Source organism: Sedimentitalea sediminis (assembly GCF_042687825.1).
Classification (GTDB): domain Bacteria; phylum Pseudomonadota; class Alphaproteobacteria; order Rhodobacterales; family Rhodobacteraceae; genus Sedimentitalea.
Genome location: NZ_JBHUQE010000009.1, coordinates 21,816 through 45,835, shown reverse-complemented (window position 1 = coordinate 45,835; position 24,020 = coordinate 21,816). Strand labels below are relative to the sequence as shown.

Annotated in this window: 24 protein-coding genes; 13 read left to right on the top strand and 11 right to left on the bottom strand. The window is 65.5% G+C overall.

The window, feature by feature from the left end; translation table 11 throughout:
- The first annotated feature begins 199 nt into the window (after positions 1-199).
- From ACFMPD_RS09435 to ACFMPD_RS09425, 3 genes are all read left to right on the top strand, one after another.
- Positions 200-1,774, top strand: a complete 1,575-nt coding sequence (locus tag ACFMPD_RS09435) for a 2-isopropylmalate synthase (RefSeq protein ID WP_380993555.1) — start codon at positions 200-202, stop codon at positions 1,772-1,774.
- Positions 1,775-1,993: 219 nt separating this feature from the next.
- The gene (locus tag ACFMPD_RS09430; protein WP_380993554.1) at positions 1,994-2,320 is read left to right on the top strand and encodes a hypothetical protein; all 327 of its coding nucleotides are present in this window, start codon (positions 1,994-1,996) and stop codon (positions 2,318-2,320) included.
- 273 nt (positions 2,321-2,593) lie between these two features.
- Entirely contained in the window at positions 2,594-3,448 is an 855-nt protein-coding gene (locus tag ACFMPD_RS09425) for an amino acid ABC transporter substrate-binding protein (protein WP_380993552.1), read from the top strand.
- A gap of 50 nt (positions 3,449-3,498) precedes the next feature.
- Here the strand turns inward: ACFMPD_RS09425 and ACFMPD_RS09420 are convergent, their stop codons facing one another.
- Positions 3,499-4,074 (bottom strand): hypothetical protein, encoded by a 576-nt coding sequence (locus tag ACFMPD_RS09420; protein WP_380993550.1) that lies wholly within the window; start codon positions 4,072-4,074, stop codon positions 3,499-3,501.
- 361 nt (positions 4,075-4,435) lie between these two features.
- Between ACFMPD_RS09420 and ACFMPD_RS09415 the strand changes: the two genes are divergently transcribed.
- Genes ACFMPD_RS09415 through ACFMPD_RS09390 form a run of 6 tightly spaced genes read left to right on the top strand, consistent with a single transcriptional unit; the run spans position 4,436 to position 11,001 of the window.
- Positions 4,436-5,482: a rod shape-determining protein gene (locus ACFMPD_RS09415; protein ID WP_380993549.1), complete on the top strand. Its 1,047-nt coding sequence runs from the start codon at positions 4,436-4,438 to the stop codon at positions 5,480-5,482.
- 59 nt (positions 5,483-5,541) lie between these two features.
- A complete protein-coding gene (gene mreC, locus ACFMPD_RS09410) occupies positions 5,542-6,444 on the top strand; it encodes a rod shape-determining protein MreC (protein ID WP_380993547.1) in 903 nt (300 codons plus the stop codon).
- Complete coding sequence (locus ACFMPD_RS09405) at positions 6,437-6,976, top strand: rod shape-determining protein MreD (RefSeq protein WP_380993546.1); 540 nt, start codon at positions 6,437-6,439, stop codon at positions 6,974-6,976. Before mreC ends, ACFMPD_RS09405 begins: the two co-directional genes overlap by 8 nt.
- Positions 6,973-8,916 (top strand): penicillin-binding protein 2, encoded by a 1,944-nt coding sequence (gene mrdA / locus ACFMPD_RS09400; protein WP_380993545.1) that lies wholly within the window; start codon positions 6,973-6,975, stop codon positions 8,914-8,916. The genes ACFMPD_RS09405 and mrdA overlap by 4 nt, the downstream gene beginning before the upstream one ends.
- Positions 8,913-10,064: a rod shape-determining protein RodA gene (gene rodA, locus ACFMPD_RS09395; RefSeq protein ID WP_380993544.1), complete on the top strand. Its 1,152-nt coding sequence runs from the start codon at positions 8,913-8,915 to the stop codon at positions 10,062-10,064. The genes mrdA and rodA overlap by 4 nt, the downstream gene beginning before the upstream one ends.
- A gap of 4 nt (positions 10,065-10,068) precedes the next feature.
- Positions 10,069-11,001, top strand: coding sequence for a 2-hydroxyacid dehydrogenase (locus ACFMPD_RS09390; RefSeq protein WP_380993543.1), 933 nt, complete (start codon positions 10,069-10,071; stop codon positions 10,999-11,001).
- 16 nt (positions 11,002-11,017) lie between these two features.
- Here the strand turns inward: ACFMPD_RS09390 and ACFMPD_RS09385 are convergent, their stop codons facing one another.
- The 7 genes from ACFMPD_RS09385 to ACFMPD_RS09355 form a co-directional block, all read right to left on the bottom strand.
- Entirely contained in the window at positions 11,018-11,545 is a 528-nt protein-coding gene (locus tag ACFMPD_RS09385) for a GNAT family N-acetyltransferase (RefSeq protein ID WP_380993541.1), read from the bottom strand.
- Between the two features lie 54 nt (positions 11,546-11,599).
- Entirely contained in the window at positions 11,600-13,615 is a 2,016-nt protein-coding gene (locus ACFMPD_RS09380; protein ID WP_380993540.1) for a M3 family metallopeptidase, read from the bottom strand.
- Positions 13,616-13,633: 18 nt separating this feature from the next.
- The gene (locus ACFMPD_RS09375) at positions 13,634-14,710 is read right to left on the bottom strand and encodes a HesA/MoeB/ThiF family protein (RefSeq protein ID WP_380993538.1); all 1,077 of its coding nucleotides are present in this window, start codon (positions 14,708-14,710) and stop codon (positions 13,634-13,636) included.
- Positions 14,710-15,171 (bottom strand): dUTP diphosphatase, encoded by a 462-nt coding sequence (gene dut, locus ACFMPD_RS09370; protein WP_380993536.1) that lies wholly within the window; start codon positions 15,169-15,171, stop codon positions 14,710-14,712. Before dut ends, ACFMPD_RS09375 begins: the two co-directional genes overlap by 1 nt.
- 45 nt (positions 15,172-15,216) lie before the next feature.
- Positions 15,217-16,413: a bifunctional phosphopantothenoylcysteine decarboxylase/phosphopantothenate--cysteine ligase CoaBC gene (gene coaBC / locus ACFMPD_RS09365; RefSeq protein ID WP_380993535.1), complete on the bottom strand. Its 1,197-nt coding sequence runs from the start codon at positions 16,411-16,413 to the stop codon at positions 15,217-15,219.
- An 87-nt stretch (positions 16,414-16,500) separates the two neighbouring features.
- The gene (locus ACFMPD_RS09360; RefSeq protein ID WP_380993534.1) at positions 16,501-17,319 is read right to left on the bottom strand and encodes a ChaN family lipoprotein; all 819 of its coding nucleotides are present in this window, start codon (positions 17,317-17,319) and stop codon (positions 16,501-16,503) included.
- The gene (locus tag ACFMPD_RS09355) at positions 17,316-18,194 is read right to left on the bottom strand and encodes an RNA polymerase factor sigma-32 (protein ID WP_380993533.1); all 879 of its coding nucleotides are present in this window, start codon (positions 18,192-18,194) and stop codon (positions 17,316-17,318) included. Before ACFMPD_RS09355 ends, ACFMPD_RS09360 begins: the two co-directional genes overlap by 4 nt.
- Before the next feature lie 102 nt (positions 18,195-18,296).
- Here ACFMPD_RS09355 and cobU point away from each other — a divergent pair, with 102 nt between their 5' ends.
- The 4 genes from cobU to ACFMPD_RS09335 all read left to right on the top strand — a co-directional run bounded on the left by cobU (position 18,297) and on the right by ACFMPD_RS09335 (position 21,760).
- Entirely contained in the window at positions 18,297-18,818 is a 522-nt protein-coding gene (gene cobU, locus ACFMPD_RS09350) for a bifunctional adenosylcobinamide kinase/adenosylcobinamide-phosphate guanylyltransferase (protein ID WP_380993532.1), read from the top strand.
- Positions 18,815-19,393: a histidine phosphatase family protein gene (locus ACFMPD_RS09345; RefSeq protein WP_380993531.1), complete on the top strand. Its 579-nt coding sequence runs from the start codon at positions 18,815-18,817 to the stop codon at positions 19,391-19,393. The genes cobU and ACFMPD_RS09345 overlap by 4 nt, the downstream gene beginning before the upstream one ends.
- A gap of 58 nt (positions 19,394-19,451) precedes the next feature.
- Positions 19,452-20,138 (top strand): glutathione S-transferase, encoded by a 687-nt coding sequence (locus tag ACFMPD_RS09340; protein WP_380993530.1) that lies wholly within the window; start codon positions 19,452-19,454, stop codon positions 20,136-20,138.
- A gap of 113 nt (positions 20,139-20,251) precedes the next feature.
- Entirely contained in the window at positions 20,252-21,760 is a 1,509-nt protein-coding gene (locus tag ACFMPD_RS09335; protein WP_380993529.1) for a YifB family Mg chelatase-like AAA ATPase, read from the top strand.
- Positions 21,761-21,763: 3 nt separating this feature from the next.
- On the opposite strand, the gene gshB is transcribed toward ACFMPD_RS09335, so the two are convergent.
- The 3 genes from gshB to rsmI form a co-directional block, all read right to left on the bottom strand.
- Entirely contained in the window at positions 21,764-22,699 is a 936-nt protein-coding gene (gene gshB, locus ACFMPD_RS09330; RefSeq protein ID WP_380993528.1) for a glutathione synthase, read from the bottom strand.
- Positions 22,700-22,761: 62 nt separating this feature from the next.
- Complete coding sequence (locus ACFMPD_RS09325) at positions 22,762-23,130, bottom strand: YraN family protein (RefSeq protein ID WP_380993527.1); 369 nt, start codon at positions 23,128-23,130, stop codon at positions 22,762-22,764.
- A 21-nt stretch (positions 23,131-23,151) separates the two neighbouring features.
- Entirely contained in the window at positions 23,152-24,009 is an 858-nt protein-coding gene (gene rsmI / locus ACFMPD_RS09320) for a 16S rRNA (cytidine(1402)-2'-O)-methyltransferase (protein WP_380993526.1), read from the bottom strand.
- Between the last annotated feature and the right edge of the window lie 11 nt (positions 24,010-24,020).

Sequence of the window (24,020 nt, the reverse complement as noted above, 5' to 3'; positions counted from 1 at the left end):
CTTTCCATTTCGGTATGTCCCGATATAACCTTTCGCCATGACCAAGCCCGTTCATATCCCGATGATCCCCGCCACCGGCGGGGCGTCCGTGTGCGGCCTACTGATCCTATTGCGCCTCTGAGCGTGCCATGCGGCGCGCCCGCTCAGAGGATGCAGCCCGCGCGCCATCGGCAATAGGACAGATATGAAAGAACCCGACATGACACAGATTCCCGACAAAGATCGCGTATTGATCTTCGACACCACGCTGCGCGACGGCGAACAGAGCCCCGGCGCCACCATGACCCATGAGGAAAAGCTGGAGATCGCCGGATTGCTGGACGAGATGGGCGTGGACATCATCGAAGCCGGCTTTCCCATCGCCTCGGAGGGCGATTTCAGGGCGGTATCCGAAATCGCGGCCAATGCGCAGAACGCCGTGATCTGCGGCCTTGCGCGGGCCAATATCGGCGATATCGAACGCTGCTGGGAGGCGGTGAAACAGGCCCGCAAACCGCGCATCCACACCTTTATCGGCACGTCGCCGCTGCACCGCGCCATTCCCGACCTGACCATGGACGAGATGGCCGAGCGCATCCACGACACCGTGACCCATGCGCGCAACCTGTGCGACAATATCCAGTGGTCGCCGATGGATGCCACCCGCACCGAATGGGACTATCTGTGCCGGGTCATCGAGATTGCGATCAAGGCCGGTGCCACGACGATCAACATTCCCGACACGGTGGGCTACACCGCCCCGGCGGAATCCGCCGACCTGATCAGGCGTCTGATCGAAACCGTACCGGGTGCGGACGAGGTGGTTTTCGCCACCCATTGCCACAACGACCTGGGCATGGCCACGGCCAACAGCCTGGCGGCGGTGGCGGGCGGTGCGCGTCAGATTGAATGCACCATCAACGGCCTGGGCGAACGCGCCGGCAACACCGCGCTGGAAGAGGTGGTGATGGCCCTGAAAGTGCGCCACGACATCATGCCCTGGCGCACCGGTATCGACAGCACCAAGATCATGAATATCAGCCGCCGCGTCGCCACGGTGAGCGGCTTTCCGGTGCAGTTCAACAAGGCGATCGTGGGCAAGAACGCCTTTGCCCATGAAAGCGGCATCCATCAGGATGGCATGCTGAAGAATCCCGAGAATTTCGAGATCATGCGCCCCTCGGATGTCGGCCTGTCCGACACCAACCTGGTGATGGGCAAACATTCCGGCCGCGCCGCGCTGCGCGCCAAGCTGTCCGATCTCGGGTTCGAACTGGGCGACAACCAGCTCAAGGACGTGTTCGTGCGGTTCAAGGAACTCGCCGACCGCAAGAAAGAGGTCTATGACGACGACCTGATCGCGCTGATGCGGGTCGGCGAAGACCCCGAAAACGACCGGCTCAAGTTCAAGTCGCTGCGCGTCGTCTGTGGCACCGAGGGACCGCAGACCGCCGATCTGGTCATGCAGATCGACGGCGTCGAACAGGCGACGACCCAGACCGGCGATGGTCCGGTCGATGCCACGTTCAACGCGGTCAAGGCGCTGTTTCCGCATCATGCGGTGCTGCAGCTCTATCAGGTGCATGCCGTCACCGAGGGCACCGATGCCCAGGCGACGGTTTCGGTGCGGATGGAGGAAGACGGGCGCATCGTCACCGGCCAGTCCGCCGATACCGACACAGTGGTCGCCAGCGCCCGGGCCTATATCAACGCGCTGAACCGCCTGATCGTGCGGCGCGAAAAGACCGCGCCCGGCAGCGACACCCGCGAGATCAGCTATAAGGACGTCAGCTGACCCCCTGCCCTTTGCAGGCCATGACCACCGTCATCGCCCGCCCCCGTTTTGCGGCGGGCGATTGACGCGGTGCCGGCGACGATGATGCGGCGGCGGGCCGATTGTCGCCCGCGCATTGTCCTGAAGGCCGGCAAAACGCCCACTCATTGCCGATGGCCGCGATTTGTGCATAGTCTGCGGGATCGTTTTTTGTTGCCGACAGTTCGAGAGGGAAACCGGATGGCCATTTTTTTTGTGACTTTTGATTTGAACCACGAGGACGGCTATGACCACTATACGGCCTTTGTCGAGGACCTGACCAAGATGCGGGCGCACCGGATCATGAACAATGCCTGCCTGGTCAATGTCGGAACCTCCAGCCCCAAGACCCTGCTGGAACACATGCGCAGCTTTCTTGAGGATACTGACCGGATCTTTGCGGCCAAGATCGACACCGAGAATTCGTACTACCTGCACGCCTATCCCGGCACCAATGAATGGCTGGAACACAACCCCCTGCCGGGTTCCGAACCGGCCGAGCCGGAAAAGGTCAAGCTCGACTCCTGATCCCGCCCAGCGCGGAAACGAAAATCACGGCGCGCCGATTGCGGCGCGTCGCCGGCGTCGGGGCGCCCCCTTGGGCTGATCGCCCGCTTTACGAGGCCCGTGCGGACCCGGCCACGACCTGACCCCGCATAAGATACCGGGCAGGTATGTCGGCACGGACATCCGCAATGGTCACGGGGGAAGTTCGACCCCGGATTGAGTTCGCTCGCGATTGTGATTGTGCTGCGTGTCCCAGCGGTTAGGTTGCGTCCTAACCCAGAGGAGAAGCCATCCATGCGAAACCTGACCTTCCGCCCCATTTTTCACGCCCTGATCGCCGCCACGCTGGTTGCCACACCGGCCGGGGCGCAGACCCTGGAACGCATCCAGGAAAGCGGTCAGGTCAATTTCGGCTATCGCGTGGACGCCGCCCCCCTGTCCTATCAGACCGAAGCCGGCGACCCGGCCGGCTATTCTCCGCTGATCTGCGTGCATGTCGCACAGGCCATCGCCAACCGGTTCAAGATGGAAAACCTGCAGGTCAATTTCGTGCCTGTGGACGCATCGGATCGGTTTGACAAGGTGGCCAGCGGCGAGATCGACCTGTTGTGCGGTGCGGCCACGATCACCCTGACCCGACGCCAGACGGTCGATTTTTCCGATCCGATCTATGTCGACGGCACCGCCATTCTGCAAAGCAAGGGCGCCTCGAACAGCTTTGCCGAGATGGGCGGGCAAAAGCTGGGGGTGCGCGGCGCGACCACCACCCAGGAGGCGCTGACCACCTCGTTGAAAGAGGCCGGTCTAGAGGCCGAAATCGTCACCTTTGCCGGCCATGACGCCGCCCTTGCCGCGCTGGAAAATAAAGAGATCGACGCCTATTTCGCCGATCAGTCGATTCTGGCGAACCTGCTGGTCAGCAGCGGCAAGGCCGCCGATCTGCAGATGTCCAGCGAAATTCTGACCATCGAGAAACAGGGGCTGGCCCTGGCGCGGGGCGATGCCGATCTGCGGCTGCTGGTCGATGCCGCCCTGTCGGATCTCTATGCCAGCGGCCGGATGCAGCAGATTTTCGGCGAAGCGATGGCGGGCGCCCAGCCCGGCGCAGCGCTGCAGGCCATGTACCTGCTGGCCCCGACCCTGCGTTAGACCAATACGGCCGGCGCGGTCGCCTGCGATGGCTACCGTGCCGTCCGTCCTCAGCGGCCAAAGGCGCTGTTGGACACCCATTTTCGTTTCTGGCCTGCGGGTCCCATCTTCATCATCAGGCAGGACGTTCCGAGATTCTGGTAATAGAGCGCCTTGAAGTCGTACCAGCCCGCCGCCGGCACCTGGGCCTGGGTCACCACTGTGCCTTCGCAGGGCTGGCGCCCATCGAAATATCCGACCCTCTGACCGCCGATCCGGGCGTCCAGACCGTCATTCGTGTAGAACTCGATGTCATAGACGCCGGGCGCGTCGAACCGGATATAGCCGGTGATGTTGGCGATCACGTAATAGGACGCATTCGATGTCAGGACCGGATCGCCCTCGTTGGTGTCCCGGTAGTCCAGCCCCGCCAGCGGCTTGCCGCGCTTGGGATTTCGCTTGATAAACGCCCGCGCGTCCTGCAACGACTTTATCTTTTGCTGTTCCACCTTGTAGCTCACGTTCAGCCCGCTTTTGACCCCGCTGGGCTGCGGATTGGCCGGTTTCAGCTTGAGCGGAGCCGCCGACACGGTTGCGGCACATACCACCGCCAGCGCCGCAAGGGCGCCGATCACTGCAGATCTCATCGTTTCCTCCCGTTTCGGTCGACCGTGTCAGGACGGCCGGTCATCGTGGTATCCACCATGGCCCGCATGACCGGGCGCGGTTGGCGGTCATTCCACAGTCTATGGCCATTGCGGCCGGCACCAAAGCGAAACTTGCCGGCTCTACACCCAAGCTTGCCGGGCGCTGCGGTGCCCGGACATCACATTCGCGGCATGAACCGGGCGACGGGCAGTGGTGGGGAAGCGCCGCAACAGCCCGGCGAAATTGCGCTGACCCGGGCGCAATCGGACCTTTCACCCATGCCTGCCCAAGCATATAACATGCCCGGCCTGCCTCTGCTACGAGTCGCGGGCCAATGGCAGTATCTACAGGACCCCTCACATGTCGATCTTCGGAAATCTAGGCGGTATCTTTGCATCGGACATGGCGATCGATCTCGGCACGGCCAATACGCTGGTCTATGTCAAGGGACGCGGGATCATCCTGAGCGAACCGTCGGTGGTCGCCTATCACGTCAAGGACGGCGTGAAAAAAGTGCTGGCCGTGGGCGAGGACGCCAAGCTGATGCTGGGCCGCACGCCCGGGTCGATCGAAGCGATCCGGCCGATGCGCGAGGGCGTCATCGCCGATTTCGACACCGCTGAAGAGATGATCAAGCACTTTATCCGCAAGGTGCATAAACGCTCGACCTTTTCTAAGCCCAAGATCATCGTCTGTGTGCCCCATGGTGCGACGCCGGTGGAAAAACGCGCGATCCGCCAGTCGGTGCTGTCCGCCGGTGCGCGCAAGGCCGGGTTGATCGCCGAGCCCATCGCCGCCGCCATCGGCGCCGGCATGCCGATCACCGATCCGACCGGCAACATGGTCGTGGATATCGGCGGCGGCACCACCGAAGTCGCCGTACTCAGCCTGGGCGACATCGTCTATGCCCGCTCGATCCGCGTCGGTGGCGACCGCATGGACGAGGCGATCATCTCGTATCTGCGCCGGCAGCAGAACCTGCTGATCGGCGAAAGCACCGCCGAGCGCATCAAGACCAGCATCGGCAGCGCCCGCATGCCCGATGACGGGCGCGGCGCCTCGATGCAGATTCGCGGCCGCGATCTGTTGAACGGCGTGCCCAAGGAACTGGAGATCAGCCAGGCCCAGGTTGCCGAGGCGCTGGCCGAACCGGTACAGCAGATCTGCGAAGCGGTGATGACCGCGCTGGAAACCACGCCGCCGGACCTGGCGGCCGACATCGTCGATCGCGGCGTCATGCTGACCGGCGGCGGGGCGCTGCTGGGGGATCTCGATCTGGCCCTGCGCGAGCAGACCGGCCTGGCCGTGTCGATTGCGGACGAATCGCTGAACTGCGTCGCCCTGGGCACCGGCAAGGCGTTGGAATACGAAAAACAACTGCGCCACGCGATTGACTACGACAGTTAAGACGCGCACCCTGCGCGGCATCCAGAACCGCTGCCACCGGTGTGTCAAAAGGGTAACCATTGGCCAAGGACCGATCACAGCGCGATGAATACGCCGCCCCCTTGCGGCGCCTGCTGCTGGGGGTGATCTGTCTGTGCCTGCTGGCGATGTTCCTGATCTGGCGCATCGACAGCCCGCGGGTCGAACGGTTTCGCGCCCAGATCGTCGACAAGGTGGTGCCCGGCATGAGCTGGGCCATGGCCCCGGTCACCGGCACGATAAACCTGATCCGCGATTTCCAGAGCTATCAGCGGCTGGCCCAGCAGAACCGCGAATTACGCAGCGAACTGCGCCAGATGCAGGCCTGGAAAGAGGCGGCGCTGCAGCTGGAACAGGAAAACGCCCGGCTGCTGGACCTGAACCATGTGCGCCTGGACCCGCGCCTGACCTATGTCACCGGCGTGGTGATGGCGGACTCCGGTTCGCCGTTCCGGCAGTCGGTGCTGCTGAATGTGGGCGCACGCGACGGCATCGTCGACGGCTGGGCGGCCATGGACGGAATCGGCCTGGTGGGGCGCATCTCGGGCACCGGCCAGACCACCGCGCGGGTGATCCTGCTGACAGACCCGGCCAGCTCGGTACCGGCGCTGATCCAGCCATCGGGTCAGTCGGCCCTGGTGGCAGGCGACAACTCGGCCGCGCCGATCGTGGATTTTCTGGAGAACCCGGACCTTGTGCGCCCCGGCGACCGGGTGGTCAGCTCGGGCGATGGCGGCGTGTTTCCCGCCGGCCTGCTGATCGGTCAGGTCGCCGCGGACCCCTCGGGCCGGCTTCGGGTGCGTCTGGCGGCGGATTACGCGCGGCTGGAATACCTGCGCGTGATGCGCCATCACGGCGCCGAAGCCATCGACGATCCGGGCGGCCTGGTCGCCCGGGACCGGTTGATCGGCCCCTCCCTGCCGGCCGGAGGCGCGGATGGATAAGTTCTCGCTGCCGCATATCTGGGCCATGCGCCTGTGGTTTCTGGCGCTGGCGCTGCTGATCATGTTCTTTCACCTGATCCCGCTGGAAACCGTGCCGCGCAATTGGGCGCCGCCCGATCTGCTGATCGCCTTTGCCTTTGCCTGGATCATGCGCCGCCCCGACTTTGTGCCGGCCCTCAGCCTGGCCGCCGTGATGCTGATGGCCGATCTGCTGTTCCTGCGCCCGCCGGGCCTGCTGGCGCTGCTTGCCGTGCTGGGCAGTGAATACCTCAAGAACCGCACCGCCGGGCTGAGCGAGGCCAGCTTTGTCGGCGAATGGATTTCCGTGAGCTTTGTCATCCTGGCAATGACGCTGTTGTACCGTCTTATTCTGAACCTCACCCTGGTTGATCAGGCGCCGGTCATACTGAACGTGATCCAGATGATCCTGACCATCGCGGTCTATCCGCTGGTGGTCTTTGTCACCCAATCGGTCATGGGCGTGCGCCGTCCGGCGCCCGGGGATGCTGATGTCATGGGGGCCCGCGGATGAGACGCAGCCCGAAGGAGCTGGATGCCTCCCATCGCCTGATGCGCCGGCGCACCTTGCTGCTGGGTGGCGCGCAGCTGGCCTTTGCCGGGGCGCTGGGGATGCGGATGCGGTACATGCAGGTCGATCAGGCCGACCAGTTCCGCCTGCTGGCCGAAGAAAACCGCATCAATATCCGCCTGATCCCACCAGCGCGGGGCGAGCTGTTCGACCGCAACGGCAAGATCGTGGCCCGCAATTCGCCCAGCTACCGCATCGTCATCGTCCGCGAGGATGCCGGCGACGTGGACAAGGTGATCGCCGACCTGTCGCGGCTGGTCGAACTGGACGAAGAAGACCTGAACCGGGCGATGACCGAAATGCGCCGCAGCCCGCCCTTTCTGCCGATCACCCTGGCCGACCGGGTCACCTGGGACGAGATCAGCAAGGTTGCGGTCAACGCCCCGGCCCTGCCGGGCATCACCCCCGAGGTCGGCCTGACCCGGGTCTATCCGCGCCGCGCCGATCTGGCGCATGTGGTCGGCTATGTCGGCCCGGTCAGCGATTACGATCTCAGCCAGATCACCGACCCCGAGCCGGTGCTGCGGATCCCCCGGTTCCAGATCGGCAAGGTCGGGCTGGAGGCGAAACGCGAGGACGTGCTGCGCGGCAAGGCCGGCGCCAAGCGGGTCGAGGTCAATGCCACCGGGCGCGTCATGCGCGAACTGGATCGGCGCGAGGGCCAGTCAGGCGCCGATCTGCAATTGTCGGTCGACGCCGATCTGCAAGGCTATGTGCAGGCGCGTCTGGGCCGCGAAAGTGCCGCCGCAGTGGTGATCGACTGCCAGACGGGCGACTTGCGGGCGATCTGCTCGTCCCCCAGTTTCGACCCCAACCTGTTCGTACGCGGCATCTCGGTCGCCGATTACCGCGGGCTGACCAACGACCCCTATCGCCCGCTGGCCAACAAGACGGTCCAGGGCACCTATCCGCCCGGCTCGACCTTCAAGATGGTGACCGGGCTGGCCGCGCTCGAAGCCGGACTGATCAGCGCCGGCGACACGGTCTGGTGCCCCGGATATCTGGAGGTTTCGGGTCGGCGCTTTCACTGCTGGAAACGCGGCGGCCATGGCCATGTCGATCTGAACGCCTCGCTCAAGCGCAGCTGTGACGTCTACTACTATGACGTGGCGATCAAGGTCGGCATCGACCGGATTTCGGAGATGGCGAAACGCCTCGGGCTGGGCGTGCGCCACGATTTGCCGATGTCGGCGGTCGCCGAGGGCCTGGCGCCGAACCGGGCCTGGAAGGAACGGGTGCACAACGATGTCTGGCGCGTCGGCGACACCGCCAACTCGTCCATCGGTCAGGGCTATATGCTGGCCTCGCCGCTGCAGCTGGCGGTGATGTCGGCGCGCATCGCCACCGGCCGGGCAGTCACCCCGCGCCTGGTGAAATCGATCAACGGGGTGGAACAGCCCAGCGGCGCCGGCGAGAGCCTGGGCCTGAACGAGAACCATCTGCGGCAGGTCCGCCGCGGCATGTATGACGTCAGCAACAACCGGCGCGGCACCGCCTATCGCAGCCGTATCATCGAAGACGGCTTTCGCATGGCCGGCAAGACCGGCACCAGTCAGGTGCGCAACATCACCAAGGCCGAGCGCGCCGCCGGGGTGATCCATAACCGCGACCTGCCCTGGGAACGCCGGGACCACGCGCTGTTCGTCTGCTTCGCGCCCTATGACAATCCGAAATACGCCGTGTCGGTCGTGGTCGAACATGGCGGCGGCGGTTCGACCGCGGCGGCGCCGATCGCGCGCGACGTGATGCTGCAGGCGCTCTACGAAGGCACGCCGCCGCTGACCGCCTATCCAAAGGGCGACCGCGGCAAGATCGAGGCCCAGCAGGAACGGCTGCACCGGGAATACCCGGATCTGGCCGCCCCCAAGAGCGACCGCGCATGAGCTATCTTGAACATAACGTCAAATCGACGCCAGCGGGCTTCCGCAAGCTGCTGCACATGAACTGGCCGCTGACGCTGTTGCTGATCAGCGTCTCCAGCGTCGGGTTCCTGATGCTCTACTCCGTGGCCGGCGGCTCGTTCACCCCCTGGGCAGAACCGCAGATCAAGCGTTTCGTTCTGGGGCTGGTGGCGATGACGGTGGTGGCGATGGTGCCGATCTGGTTCTGGCGCAACATGGCCGTTGTGGCCTATGCGCTGGCGGTGGTGCTGCTGATCCTGGTCGAGGTGATGGGCACCGTCGGCATGGGGGCGCAGCGCTGGATCGACCTGGGGTTCATGCGGCTGCAGCCCAGCGAATTGATGAAGATCACCCTGGTGATGCTGCTGGCGGCCTATTACGACTGGCTGCCGGCCAAGCGCAACTCGCATCCGTTCTGGGTGCTGATCCCGGTCGTGATGATCCTGTTTCCGACCTTTCTGGTGCTGCGCCAGCCCGATCTGGGCACGTCGATCCTGCTGATCACGGCGGGCGGCGGGCTGATGTTCGTGGCCGGTGTGCACTGGGCCTATTTCGCCGCCGTGATCGCTGCGGGGATCGGCCTGATCACGGCGGTTTTCCAGAGCCGGGGCACCGACTGGCAGTTGCTGAAAGATTATCAGTATCGCCGCATCGACACGTTTCTGGACCCGTCCAGCGATCCCCTGGGGGCGGGCTATCACATCACCCAGTCCAAGATCGCGCTGGGGTCGGGCGGCTGGACCGGGCGCGGGTTTATGCAGGGCACCCAGTCGCGGCTGAACTTTCTGCCCGAGAAACACACCGATTTCATCTTTACCACCCTGGCCGAGGAATTCGGGTTCGTCGGCGGCTTTTCCCTGTTGTCGCTCTATACGCTGATCATCGTCTTTTGCGTCGCCACGGCGCTGGCCACCCGCGACCGGTTTTCTTCGCTGGTGACGCTGGGTGTGGCGATCAACTTTTTCCTGTTCTTCGCGGTCAACATGTCGATGGTGATGGGGCTGGCGCCGGTGGTGGGCGTGCCCCTGCCGATGGTCAGCTATGGCGGTTCGGCAATGCTGGTGCTGCTGCTCGCCTTTGGTCTGGTGCACAGCGCGCATATCCACCGCCCGCGTCAGCAGGGCTATTGATCCGATGACCGTGAACATCCTGTTCGCCGCCCGTCCGGAAAGCTGGCAGAGCTATCGCGAGGTGTTGCCAGAGGCGTTGCACGCCACCGGTCTGCGGTTTGACCTGCGCACCGATTTTCCGCCCGAGCAGGTGGATTACATCGTCTACGCCCCCAACAGCACGGTGCAGGATTTCACCCCCTACCGGCGGCTTAGGGCGGTGCTGAGCCTGTGGGCCGGGATCGAGGATGTGGTGGGCAACCCGACACTGCGCGTGCCCCTGACCCGCATGGTCGATGACGGGCTGACCCAGGGCATGGTGGAATGGGTGACGGGCCACGTGCTGCGCCACCATCTGGGCCTGGATGCGCATATTCTGGGACAGGACGGTGTGTGGCGCCCCGATGTCCCGCCGCTGGCACAGGACCGGCCGGTGACCGTGCTGGGGCTGGGCAAGTTGGGACAGGCCTGTGCCACGACACTGGCGCATCTGGGCTTTGCCGTCGCCGGCTGGAGCCGCAGCCCCCGGCACCTGGCCGCCGTGACCACCCATCATGGCGCCGACGGGCTGGAACCGGCGCTGGCCCGGGCCGGCATCCTGATCCTGCTGCTGCCGGACACGCCGATCACACGCGGCATCATCAACGCCGACACGCTGGCTCTGTTGCCGCGTGGCGCGGTGGTGATCAACCCGGGGCGCGGTGCCCTGATCGATGACACCGCCCTGCTGGCCGCACTGGACAGCGGTCAGGTCGGTCACGCCACGCTGGATGTGTTCCGCACCGAGCCGCTGCCGGCGGATCACCCCTATTGGGCGCATCCCCGCGTCACCGTAACCCCGCATATCGCCTCGGCAACGCGGGAAAGCACGGCCAGCCAGGTCATCGCCGAAAACATCCGGCGGGGCGAGGCGGGCGAACCGCTGCTGCACCTGGTGGATCGCACACTGGGGTATTAAAACCGCAGGCGCCTGTTCAGGGCGACCACAGGGCCGGCTCCATCCAGGGCGTCGGCAAGCGAAGCGACCCCTCCTCCAACGGCGCGCACCCGGCCAGGACAACCGATTGCCACGCCCCCGCCCATTCCTCGGGCATTGGATAGGGTGCGGTCACCCGCGCTTCGCGCGAAAATCCAAAGCGTGCATAATAGGACGGATCGCCCAGCACAAAGACCTGACGGACACCCGCCTTTTCCAGATGCCCAAAGCCGGCGCGGACAAGCGCCGACCCGATGCCTTGCCGCTGATGAACCGGCGCCACGGCCAGGGGACCGAGAAGCGCACCCGCCATGTTCCCATCCCCGGTTGCGCAGCGGCTGAACAGGACATGCGCCATCAGGTCGTCGCCGTCAAACCCTGCCAGGGACAGAACGCCCCTGCGCTCGGCCAGAAGTGCCGCAACGACGGGCCGCAAGTCTTCGTCCGGAAAAGCCTGCGGATACAGCTTGAGAATTTCCGCGATATCCTGCGGCGTCGTTTCTCGAACCTGTGGTCTGGCGGTCATGATCGGACCCCTTTCTGCCGGACGTGCCGGATCATGGCAATCGACACACGCGATCTAACCGGCCGCCAGTCCCCGCCCTTTCAACAGGGCCTCGACCCCCGGAAGACGGCCCCTGAACGCGGTGTACAGCACATCCGGTTCCCGGCTTCCGCCGGCGGACAGGATATGCTCCTCCAGAGCCTGGGCGCGTTCGGCGTCAAACGCTCCGCCGGCCTCCTGAAACGCGGCAAAAGCATCCGCATCCATCACCTCGGACCACATATAGCTGTAATATCCGCTGGAATACCCGTCACCGGCAAAGACATGTGCGAAATGCGGCGTCGCGTGCCGCATGCCGATGGCGTGCGGCATCCCCAGTTCGGCCAGTATCTCGGCCTGACGGGCCATCGGGTCGGCCGGCGCCGCCCCCCGGTGAAAGGCCAGGTCCACCAGCGCCGAAGCGACATATTCCACGGTCTGGAATCCCATGTCGAAATTCGCCGCCTTCAGCACCTTGTCCAGCAATGCGCCCGGCATCGGCGCGCCGGTTTCGGCATGGGTGGCGAACGCGCCCAGCACCTCGGGCACTTCCAGCCAATGTTCGAAAAGCTGGCTGGGCAGTTCGACGAAATCGCGCGCCACCGAGGTGCCGGAAATGCTTTCATAGGTCACGTCGGACAGCATGTGATGCAGCGCATGGCCGAATTCGTGAAACAGCGTGCGCGCGTCGTCATAAGACAGCAGCGCCGGATCGCCCTTGGCGAAATTGCAGACATTGATCACCACCGGTGTCTGCGCCTGCGGGAATTTCGCCTGGCTGCGCATCGCCGAACACCAGGCGCCCGAACGCTTGCTGCCGCGGGCGAAATAATCGCCGATGAACACGGCCACATGGGCGCCGTCACGGGTGACTTCCCAGGCCCGGCAATCACCATGGTAAAGCGGCACGTCCAGCGGCGCAAAGCTCAGACCGAACAGCCGTCCAGCACAGGCAAAAGCCGCCTCGAGCATCCGCTCCAGCTGCAGATAGGGTTTCAGTTCGGACTCATCCAGATCGTGCTCTGCGCGCCTCCGTTTCTCCGCGTAATAGCGCCAGTCCCAGGCTTCCAGCGGCCCGTTCACCCCGTCCGCCTGCATCATCCGCGTCAGGATTTCGGCATCGGCCAGCGCTCGGGCCTTGGCTGGTGCCCAGACCGCCATCAGCAGATCGCGCACCTTGTCCGGTGTGCGCGCCATCTCGGTTTCCAGCTTGTAAACGGCAAAACAGTCATAGCCCAGCAACTCGGCCCGTTCCTGCCGCAGGCTCAGGATCTCGGCGGCAATGGCCCGGTTGTCGGTCTCTCCGCCATTGGCGCCGCGCGTCGCCCAGGCCCGATAGGCCCGTTCGCGCAGATCGCGGCGCGGTGAAAACTGCAGGAACGGCACGATCAGCGAGCGCGACAGGGTGACCACGGGCCCCTCGGCCCCCCTGTCCCGTCCGGCGGCGCGCGCGGCATCGATCACGAATTGCGGCAGGCCCTGCAGGTCGTCCTCGGCCAGCGCCATATGCCAGTCGCGCTCGTCCGCCAGCAGGTTCTGGGTGAATTTTGTGCCCAATGTCGCAAGGCGGCCCTTGACCGCCTTCATCCGGGTTTCCGCCGCCCCGGTCAGCGCGGCGCCGGCGCGGACAAATCCGCGATGGGTCAGCATCAGCACCCGCTGCTGTTCCTCGGTCAGGGTCAACTCGTCCCGGCTGTCCCACAGCGCGGCCAGCCGGCGAAACAGCGCCTTGTTGGCGGAAATTTCGGAATAATGCGCCGCCAGGCGGGGCGAGAAGTCGCGCTGCAATGCCTGTCGTGTCGGGTTGCTGTCAGCCCCGGCCACCGTAAAGAACACCGATAGCACCTTGTCCAGATCGGCCCCGGACGCCTCCAGCGCCTCGACCGTATTGGCAAAGCTCGGTGGTTCCGGGCAGGTTGCAATCGCGTCGATCTCGGCCCGGTGCGCCGCCAAGGCAGTGTCCAGCGCCGGGGCGAAATCATCGTCCGATATGGCCGGAAACGGGGCGATTTGAAACGGAGTCGTCCAGTCGGACAGGATCGGGTTTGCCATCGCGATTTCCTTTTCGGTTCAGGCCAAAGATGCATCGGTTCGGCACCCGGCCCCGCCACAGATCGGGCAATCGCCGCGTGGTTTCAACCTGATTGTCCGGGTTTCGCCATACAGAGCGTCATAGATCAGCATCTGGCCGCGCAGAACAGTTCCCGCATCGGTCGCCAGCTTGACGGCCTCGACCGCCATCATCGCGCCAATGACACCGGGCAAGGGGCCGACCACGCCGGCCTCGGCACAGGACGGCGCCAGCCCCGGTGCGGGTGGTTCGGGGAAAATGCATTGATAGCACGGACCGGAATGGGTCGGGTCGAACACGCTCAGCTGCCCTTCCCATTGCGACAGTGCCCCCGAAACCAACGGTTTTCCGGCCGCCACGGCCGTGGCATTGGACAGATATCGCGTGTCGAAATTGTCGCTGCCATCCAGGATCAGATCATAGTCGGCAAACAGCTCGGCAGCGATATCCGCGCTCAGGCGCCGTTGGTAGGGGCGCACCTCGATGGCCGGGTTCTGCGCCAGCATCGCCTGCTGCGCGGAAAACACCTTTGGCATGCCGATATCCGCGTCGCGATGAATGACCTGGCGCTGCAGGTTCGCGTTCTCGACGACATCGTCGTCGATGACTCCGATGGTGCCGATGCCGGCGGCGGCCAGGTATTGCAGCGCCGGAGCCCCCAGCCCGCCGGCGCCGATCACCAGGACCCGAGCCTGTTTCATGCGTTTCTGCCCCGGTCCGCCGATTTCGCGCAGCACGATATGGCGGGCATACCGGTCCAGTTCGGTCTCGCTGAAAGCGCCGGATGGTCTTGCCGCGATCGTCGCTTCGGGGCGTCGTGTATCGGCGCGTCGGCGCAGCCCGAGGACCAGCCGGCCATACACTGCGGCAATGGCGCCAAACCCGCCCAGCATCAGCCACAACGCCGGCGACTGCCCGGTCGCGTCACGGATCGGGTGGCCGTCCGGCAACAGCAGCTGGACCAGCAACACCACCAGAAACAGCAGCCCGACCAGGATCAGGCGGGACCGGCGCGGAACGCCCAGCAGCGCGCCAAAGCCCCACAACAATGCCGCAAGAAACAGAACCAGCAGCATCAGCCCTGCCCGGTCGAGCCGAACCCGCCGACGCCACGCTGGGTGCTGTCCAGGGTCTCGACCGGATCGAACCGCGCCTGCAGCACGGGGGCCACCACCAATTGCGCGATACGGTCGCCATGACGAATGGCAAAATCCGCGTCGCCGGCATTCATCACGATGACACCCAGCGGTCCACGATAATCGCTGTCGATGGTCCCCGGCGCATTGGGCAGGGTAATCCCATGTTTCAGTGCCAGCCCCGAGCGCGGCCGGATCTGCGCCTCAAAGCCATCAGGGATCGCAATGCGCAGCCCGGTGGGCACCAGCGCCCGCGAACCCGGCGCCAGCATCATCACGCCGCGATCCGGCAGGTTGGCCCGCAGATCCGCCCCCGCCGCCCCGGCGGTCTCATAGGCCGGCAGCGCCACCGCGCGATCCGCCCCCTCCTCGTAAGTCACCCTGATCGAGACCTGTTGCACGGCTGTTTCCTCTTGCTCCAAATATCCCCGCCGGAGGCATAAAAATCAGGGCGCCAACGCCGCCGCAATGCGCGCCGCCAACTGCTGCGCCACCGCCGATTTGTCCATGCGTGGCCAGGTTTCCGCCCCCTCGGCGGTGATCAGCACCACGGCGTTTTCGCTGCCGCCCATGATCCCGGTCGCCGGGCTGACATCGTTGGCCACGATCCAGTCACAGCCCTTGCGCGCCCGTTTGGCGGTGGCGTTTTCCAGCACGTCGTTGGTTTCCGCGGCGAACCCGACCACCAGTTCCGGACGGCCCTGTTTGCGCTGCGCCACGCCGGCCAGGATGTCGGGGTTTTCGGCGAACTGCAAAGCCGGCAGACCGTCCTTTGTCTTTTTCAGCTTGCGGTCGCTGGCGCTGGCCACCCGCCAATCGGCCACCGCCGCGGCAAAGACACCGGCATCCACCGGCAAGGCCGCGTCCACCGCCTCTGCCATCTGCTGCGCGGTCTCGACCCTGACCACCTGTACACCCGCTGGCGGCGGCACATCCGCAGGCCCGGTGACGAACACCACCTCGGCGCCCAGCGCCGCCAGGGCGCGTGCCAGGGCCGTGCCCTGCGCACCGGACGAGCGGTTGGCGATATAGCGCACCGGATCGATCGGTTCATGAGTCGGCCCCGAAGTGACCAGCACGCGCCGGCCGCGCAACGGCCCATCCGACAGCGCGGTTTCGATCGCAGCCAGGATTTCCATCGGTTCGGCCATGCGCCCGGGTCCGAATTCGCCGCAGGCCATGCTGCCCTCGTTGGGGCCGACAACCCTGATCCCATCCGCCCGCAACTGCGCCAGATTGCGCTGTGTCGCCGCGTGCTGCCACATGCGCACATTCATCGCCGGGGCGATCAGCACCGGCGTATCGGTCGCCATCAGCAGCGTCGAGGCCAGATCATTGGCCAGCCCGCCCGCCATCTTGGCCATCAGGTCGGCCGTGGCCGGCGCCACAACCACCAGGTCGGCGCTGCGCGACAACTGGATATGGCCCATCTCGGCCTCGTCCCCCAGATCGAAAAGATCGCAAAACACCTTTTGCCCGGCCAACCCGGACACCGCCAGCGGTGTCACGAACTCGGCCCCCGCGGCGGTCAGAACCGGAGTCACCGTGGCGCCGCGATCCTGCAGCCTGCGGATCAGTTCCAGGCATTTATAAGCCGCGATGCCGCCGCCAATGATCAGCAATATGCGTTTGCAGGCCAGCATTTAGCACATCCTTCATCCAGACCGCCCCGACCATAAGCGGACCGGCGGCGATCTGCCAGAGCTTATCGCAGCATTGCCGGCTTCCTGTCAGTTCGTGCCCGCGAAGGCGGCACAGGGGTCGTCGCGCGGAACGGCCGGACTGTCCAGAACCGCATCGAACACGCCCGAGATCCCGCCCGCTTCGGATTGGCCCAGCACGAAGACCCGCAAACCCGGCTGCACCCGATCCAGATAGACCGGAATGCCGCCATCGCGCCGGGCGTGACCATTGCCGGTGATGACCGCCACCGGCCCCCCTGTGTCCGCCATGGCCGCAATGACTTCGCGCGCCATCACCGCGTCCCGCAAACGCTGGATGCCGACCATGGCAGCCAGCCGGTCGGCCGGAATGGCGTCGCAATGCGCGGCAAGCTGCAAGGCCTCGCGGTCGGCCTGTTCAGCCTCGGGCAGAGGCACGGTCAGCCCATAGCGGGCCGCATCCGCGCCAAAGGCGACCGCGGGTCCGGCCTCGATCACCGTGAAGGCGGCCTCGCGGGGCACTTCGCCGCCATAGATCCGGGCGTCGGGGGCGGCGGCGAAAATCTGGTGATACATGGAAAAGGCCGGCCAGCCGGATTTCGCCCATTCCAGAACCTGTTCCAGCTTTTCCGGGTCATGCACCAGCTTTGCCTTGATCCGCCTCGCCTCGACGCTGGTCAGCATCTCCCAGACCACCGCCCTGGGCTGCAGGCTCGTCAGAATGTCGCCCTGTATCCGGTGGTGGTCGGGGTTGTCATGCACCTCACCCAGAATGACCACATCGGCTGCGGCCATGCGTGCCAAAAGGTCGGGTGACAGATCGGTCGCCCGCAAGGGGGCGGCCACAAGCGCGCAGCCGGCACAAACAAGAGCAATCAATCTATTCATGCAAGAAAGTGTTGCACCTCGCGCGACTGGGTTTCAAGGTGCTTGCGCATTTTCTGAAAGGCGGCCGCCTCCAGTTGCCGGACGCGTTCTTTGGACAGACCCAGCTCGGCCCCCAGGCTTTCCAGCGTGCGCGGCCGGTCGCGTAGTTTCCGCTCGCGCACGATGAACCGTTCCCGCTCGCTAAGCGCCTGCATCGCCGCCAGCAGCCAATCGCGCAACTGACGGGTATCGTGGCGCTGTTCGACCAGTTCGGCGGCCTGCTGCCCGTCATCCTCCAGTGCGTCGATCCATTCGCGCCCCTCGTCCTCGGTCGATTGCTTGGCGTTCAACGAGAAATCCGAGCCCGACAGCCGTCCTTCCATCATTTCGACATCGCGCAAGGGCACACCGATCTCGGTCGAGATCAGTTGGCGCAGTTGCTCGCCGTCCAGCGGCTCGCCTGACGCCGCGGCCTCGCGCTCGAGCCGCGCCTGGACCCGGCGCATGTTGAAGAACAGCGATTTCTGGGCCGAGGTCGAACCGGTTCGCACCATCGACCAGTTGCGCATGACATATTCCTGGATCGACGCCTTGATCCACCAGACCGCATAGGTTGAAAACCGCACGCCCCGGTCCGGGTCGAACTTGTCCGCCGCCTTCATCAGTCCCAATCCGGCCTCTTGGATCAGATCGTTCATCGGCGCACCATAGCGCCGGAACTTGGCAGCCATCGAGATCGCCAGCCGCATATAGGCCGTGATCAGCCGGTGCAGCGCCGCCTCGTCACGCTGATCGCGCCAGGCATAGGCCAGCCGTAATTCGGTTTCGGCATCCAGCATTTCGGCGCGCATCGCGCGGCGTGTCAGAGACATGTCGTTGAGTGCGTCCAGTGCCATCCGTTTCCCCCATAATCCAGCCCGGTATGCGTCGCTTGTCTTGCGCTTTCATGACGGTTACGCAGGATATCGGAAATCGGATCAATCAAGGGTAACATAAACGTGCATCCTGGAATCACCTTGGTTCTCGGTGGCGCCGCCTCGGGCAAGTCGGACTATGCCGAGGCCCTGGCCGTCGACTGCGGCAAGCCGCGCGTCTACCTGGCCACGGCGCAGGCGCTTGATGCCGAGATGCGCCGCAAGATCGACCGCCACATCGGCCGGCGCGGCACTGACTGGATGACGCTTGAGGCACCGCTGAACCTGCCCGCCGCGCTGGCGACGCTTGCGGCGCATCAGGTCTGCCTGCTGGACTGCGCCACCATGTGGCTGAGCAACCAGATGCTGGCCGAGGCCGATCTGGACCGCGCACAGGCGGCCCTGCTGCAGGCATTGCGCGACTGCCCGGCACAGGTGATCGTGGTCAGCAACGAGGTCGGCCAGGGCATCGTGCCCGACAATGCCGTCGCGCGCGATTTCCGCGAGGCCCAGGGCCGGCTGAACATCGCGCTGGCGGCACGGGCCGATCTGGTCGTGCAGGTCGTCGCCGGCCTGCCCCGGGCGCTGAAAGGGCAATTGCCGTGACCCGGCTGCATCTGGTGCGCCATGGCCCCACCCATGCCAAGACCATGGTCGGCTGGTCCGACCTGCCGGCGGATCTGAGCGACACGGAAGCGCTGGCGCGGTTGTCGGCACATCTGCCGCGCCCGGCCACGGTCGTGTCTTCCGACCTGTCGCGCGCCTCTGCCACCGCCGACGCGATCCAAGGCGATCGCCGGCGCCTGCCGCATCTTGCGACCCTGCGTGAAATCCATTTCGGGGATTGGGAATTGCGCAACCATGCCGAGATCGAGGCCGAAGACCCCGAGCGCATCCGCGCCTATTGGGAGCATCCCGGCGACGTGCGTCCGCCCAATGGCGAAAGCTGGCATCAGGTCTGCGCCCGGGTCGACGGCGCCATAGATACGCTGATCGCGGACCATGCCGGGCGGGATCTGATCGTCGTTGCCCATTTCGGGGTGATCCTCAGCCAGGTGCAGCGGGCGCTGCGTGTGGGTGCGAACCAGGCCTTTGCCCATCGCATCGACAACCTGTCGGTGACCGAACTGCACCATCATGCGCATGGCTGGCAGGTGGCGCGCATCAATCACCGACCGTGATGCGGGGCCGCACAAATGGTCGATTTACCCGGACCGCGTGGCCTGCCTAGTCTGGCGCATGACCTATGATCTTTTTATCGGCGACCGCATGTATTCCAGCTGGTCGCTGCGTGGCTGGCTGATGTTCGAAAAATTCGGAATCCCCTGCCGCACGCATATGATCGGGCTGTATACCGGCACGATGGCCGCCGACATGGCCCCACTGGCCCCGGCCCGGCTGGTACCGGCCGTGCGGCTGCCCGACGGCACGGTGATCGGCGAAAGCCTGGCCATCGCCGAGACCCTGGCCGAACGTCATCCCACGGCCGGCCTCTGGCCTGGTGATGCCGCCCGGCGCGCCACCGCGCGCTTCCTCTGCGCCGAGATGGCGTCGGGCTTTGGCGCGCTGCGCACCGATTGCCCGATGCAGCTGCAGCGATGCTACAAAGGCTTTACACCATCACCGGCCGTGCGCGACGATCTTGCGCGCCTTGAAACCCTGTGGGCGCATGCCCGCCGGACGTCGGGCAGCACGACACCCTGGCTTTTTGGCGCCTATTCGCTGACCGAGGTGTTTTTCACGCCGGTCGCGGCGCGGATCATCGGCTATGGCCTGCCGGTCAGCGCCGAAGCCTGGCAATATTGCACTGCCCTCGTAAACGATCCCGCCATGCAGGACTGGAGCCGCGCCGCGCATGCTGTCGCGTATGATCCAGAACCCTATGCCCTGGACCTGCCGGCCGCGCCCTGGCCCGGCAGTTCCTGAGATGCCCTCGGCCGGGTCATACGCGATCCCGGTGGGGCATGCCGGGCGTTAACGGTTTCTAAACCACGGATCCGATAGCGGTTAACCTGTCGTTTACGGGGTTGGGGTGGCAGATGGTTGCACGGTCCTATACGGTTGCGTTTCAGGGGGTCGATGCCCGCCTGGTCGAGGTGCAATGCGCGGTTACCCCCGGATTGCCGGCCTTTTCCATCGTCGGGCTGCCCGACAAGGCGGTGTCCGAGGCCCGCGACCGGGTCCGCAGCGCGCTCAGTTCCATGGCCATCGCCCTGCCCAGCAAACGCATCACCATCAACCTTTCGCCCGCCGATCTGCCCAAGGAAGGCAGCCATTTCGACCTGCCCATCGCCCTGGCGCTGCTGGCGGCACTGGACATCGTGCCCGCCGATGCCGCCGAAGGGACCGTCGCGTTGGGCGAATTGTCGCTGGACGGCTCGCTGGTGCCGGTGCTGGGCGCCCTGCCCGCGGCGATGACCGCCGCGCAGGAGGATCGCGGCCTGCTCTGCCCGCAGGCGTCGGGCGCCGAAGCGGCCTGGGTCGGGGCGGCGCAGGTGATCGGCGCCCCCGGCCTGGCCGAGGTGGTGCGCCATTTCACCGGACAGGCCCCGATCGCGGCGGCCGAACCCGGCGAGGTGAAATCGCCGCCGCCCGATCGCGACCTGCGCGACGTCAAGGGGCAGGAACGCGCAAAACGGGCGCTGGAGATCGCCGCCGCCGGGCGGCACCACCTGATGCTGGTGGGCGCGCCGGGGTCGGGGAAATCCATGCTGGCGGCGCGCATTCCCGGCATCCTGCCGCCCCTTACGGCGCCCGAGGCGCTGGAAACCTCGATGATCCAGTCGCTGTGCGGTCTGCTGGACGAAGGCGGGATCAACCGCAGCCGCCCGTTTCGAGAACCGCATCATACGGCCTCGATGGCCGCCATTGTCGGTGGCGGACGCAACGCCCGGCCCGGCGAAATCAGCCTGGCGCATAACGGCGTGCTGTTCATGGACGAGTTCCCCGAATTCAGCCGCGCCGTTTTGGAAACCCTGCGCCAGCCGGTCGAGACCGGCGAAGTGATGGTCGCGCGCGCCAATGCGCATGTGAAATACCCCTGCCGGTTCATGCTGGTGGCCGCCGCCAACCCGTGCAAATGCGGCTATCTGACCGACCCGGCGCGCGCCTGCGCCCGGGTGCCGGCCTGTGGCGAGGATTACATGGGGCGGATATCGGGCCCGCTGATGGACCGGTTCGACCTGCGTCTGGAGGTGCCGCCGGTGGCCTTTACCGATCTCGACCTGCCAGCCTCGGGCGATTCGTCGGACACCGTTGCCCGGCGCGTCGCGACGGCGCGACAGGTCCAGTCCGACCGGTTCGGCGGCGCCCCCGGCCTGCGCCAGAACGCCGATGCCGAAGGCGCGCAACTGGAAGAGATCGCAACGCCGGATGCCGAGGGCCGCGACCTGCTGATCCGCGCCGCCGAGCGGTTCGGGCTGTCGGCGCGCGGCTATCACCGGGTGCTGCGGGTGGCGCGCACGATTGCCGATCTTGATCACAGTGACGATGTGCGCCGCCCGCATGTGGCAGAGGCGCTGAGTTTCCGCCTGACCGCGGCAGCGTGACCTTCAGGCCCGCCGGGCCTCGATCGCCTGCCAGATGCGCTCGGCGATGTTGACGCCGTCAAAGCGTTCCAGTTCCTGAATGCCGGTCGGAGAGGTCACGTTGATTTCGGTCAGATAGTCGCCGATCACGTCGATGCCGACAAAGACCTGGCCCTTTTCGCGCAAAAGCGGGCCGATACGGGCGCAGATCTCGCGGTCGCGGTCGCTGAGACCGATCTTTTCCGGCCGCCCGCCCACATGCATGTTGGATCGCGTCTCGCCCTCGGCGGGCACCCGGTTGATCGCCCCCGCCGGTTCGCCGTCGACCAGGATGATGCGCTTGTCGCCATTGCTGACATCGGGCAGGAATTTCTGCACGATCAGCGGCTCGCGGGAAAAGCCGGTGAACAGTTCGTGCAGCGAGGTCAGGTTGCGGTCATTGCCGTCCAGCCGGAACACCCCGGCACCGCCATTGCCATAGAGCGGTTTCAATATGATGTCGCCGTGCCGCGCCTTGAACGCCTTGATGGTCTGCAGGTCGCGCGCCACCGTGGTCGGCGGCGTCAGATCCGGAAAATCCAGCACCAGCAGCTTTTCCGGATAGTTGCGCACCCAGAACGGATCGTTCACCACCAGGGTTGTCGGCGCCAGCCGGTCCAGCAGATGGGTCGAGGTGATGTAATGCATGTCAAAAGGCGGGTCCTGACGCAGCCAGACCACATCGAAATCGCCCAGATCGACCTCGCGCATCTCGCCCAGCACTGCCGGGTCCCCTGCCACCCGCTGCACTGTCATGTCATGTCCGCGGGCCGTGATCCGCCCCTCTTGATAGGCCAGTTGATCCGGCCCGTAGAAAAACAGCGAATGGCCGCGCGCCTGTGCCTCTTCGGCCAGGCGGAACGAGCTGTCCGCGTTGATGTCCACGGCCCCGATCGGGTCCATCTGAAAGGCGATCTTCATGGCGTTTTCCCCTGTCACGGCCCCCCGTACATGGCGCAGGCCCGGGCCGGGATCAATGCCGATCAGTCGTGACCAAAGGCGTTTTCGACGATTTCGTAACCTCCGGCGGCATCCATCAGCGCCACGTCGAAACGAGCCTCGGTCAACTGGCCGCGGGGTTCGTCATCCAGAAAATGCTGCGCCGAAACGCAGATGCGCTGCATCTGGCGGCGGCTGACACGGGCGGCGGCGCCGGCGATGCTGCGGCTTTTCTTGACCTCGACAAAGACCACCTGATCGGCCCGGCGCACGATCAGGTCGATTTCGCCGCCCGGGCCGCGCCAGCGCCGGCGGTCTACCACATAGCCGCGCCGCAGATACTCCTCGGCAATGCGCTGTTCGGCGGCGTCGCCGGAATGATGCGCCATCTGCCCGCCACTGGTGGTTGCCATGATCCTTGCCCTCTCTCCGCGTCAGCCCTTGGCCAGTTTCAGAGCTCTCTGGTACACCTTACGCCGCGCGATGCCGTGCATCCCCGACACCAGGTCGGCGGCATCGCGCACCGAATGCGTCTGCAGCGCTGTCCTGAGATCGGAGTCTATGTCGGACTCGTTAACCGCAGGCGAATGGCCGCGATCCACCAGCAGAACGATCTCGCCCTTGACTGCGGATGCCTGCAGGTCCGCGGCCAGCTCCGCCAGCGTGCTGCGCCGGACCTCCTCGAATTTCTTGGTCAGTTCCCGGCACAGGGCGGCCGGCCGGTCGCCCCCCAGCACCGCCGCCATGTCCGCCAGGCTGGCCGCCACCCGTTTCGGCGATTCGTAAAAGACCAGCGTGCCGGGCACGTCGCGCAGTGTCTCCAGCCGGGCCCGGCGCGCCGCCGTGGCATTTGGCAGGAAGCCTGCGAAAAAGAACGCATCCGTTGGCAACCCGCCCAGGGTCAGCGCCGTCAGCACCGCCGAGGCGCCGGGCGCGGCGGTGACCAGATGCCCCGCCGCACTGGCCGCGCGACTCAGGTCATATCCCGGATCGGCGATCAGCGGCATGCCTGCCTCCGAGGCATAGGCCACCGACTGGCCCTGCGCCAGCGCCTGCAGCAGGCGTTCGCGCACATTGCCACCGCTGTGATCGTGATAGGCCAGCACATGCCGACCGGCCAGAGGTACCCCATGGATGTCCATCAGGTGGCGCAGGCTGCGGGTGTCCTCGGCGGCGATCACGTCCGCCGAGGCCAGCACGTCGAGCGCCCGCAGGGTGATGTCGCGGGCCGTGCCGATCGGCGTCGCGACGAAATACAGCCCGGGGGCCAATCTGAGCTTTTGGTGATTCAACGCTGGACCCG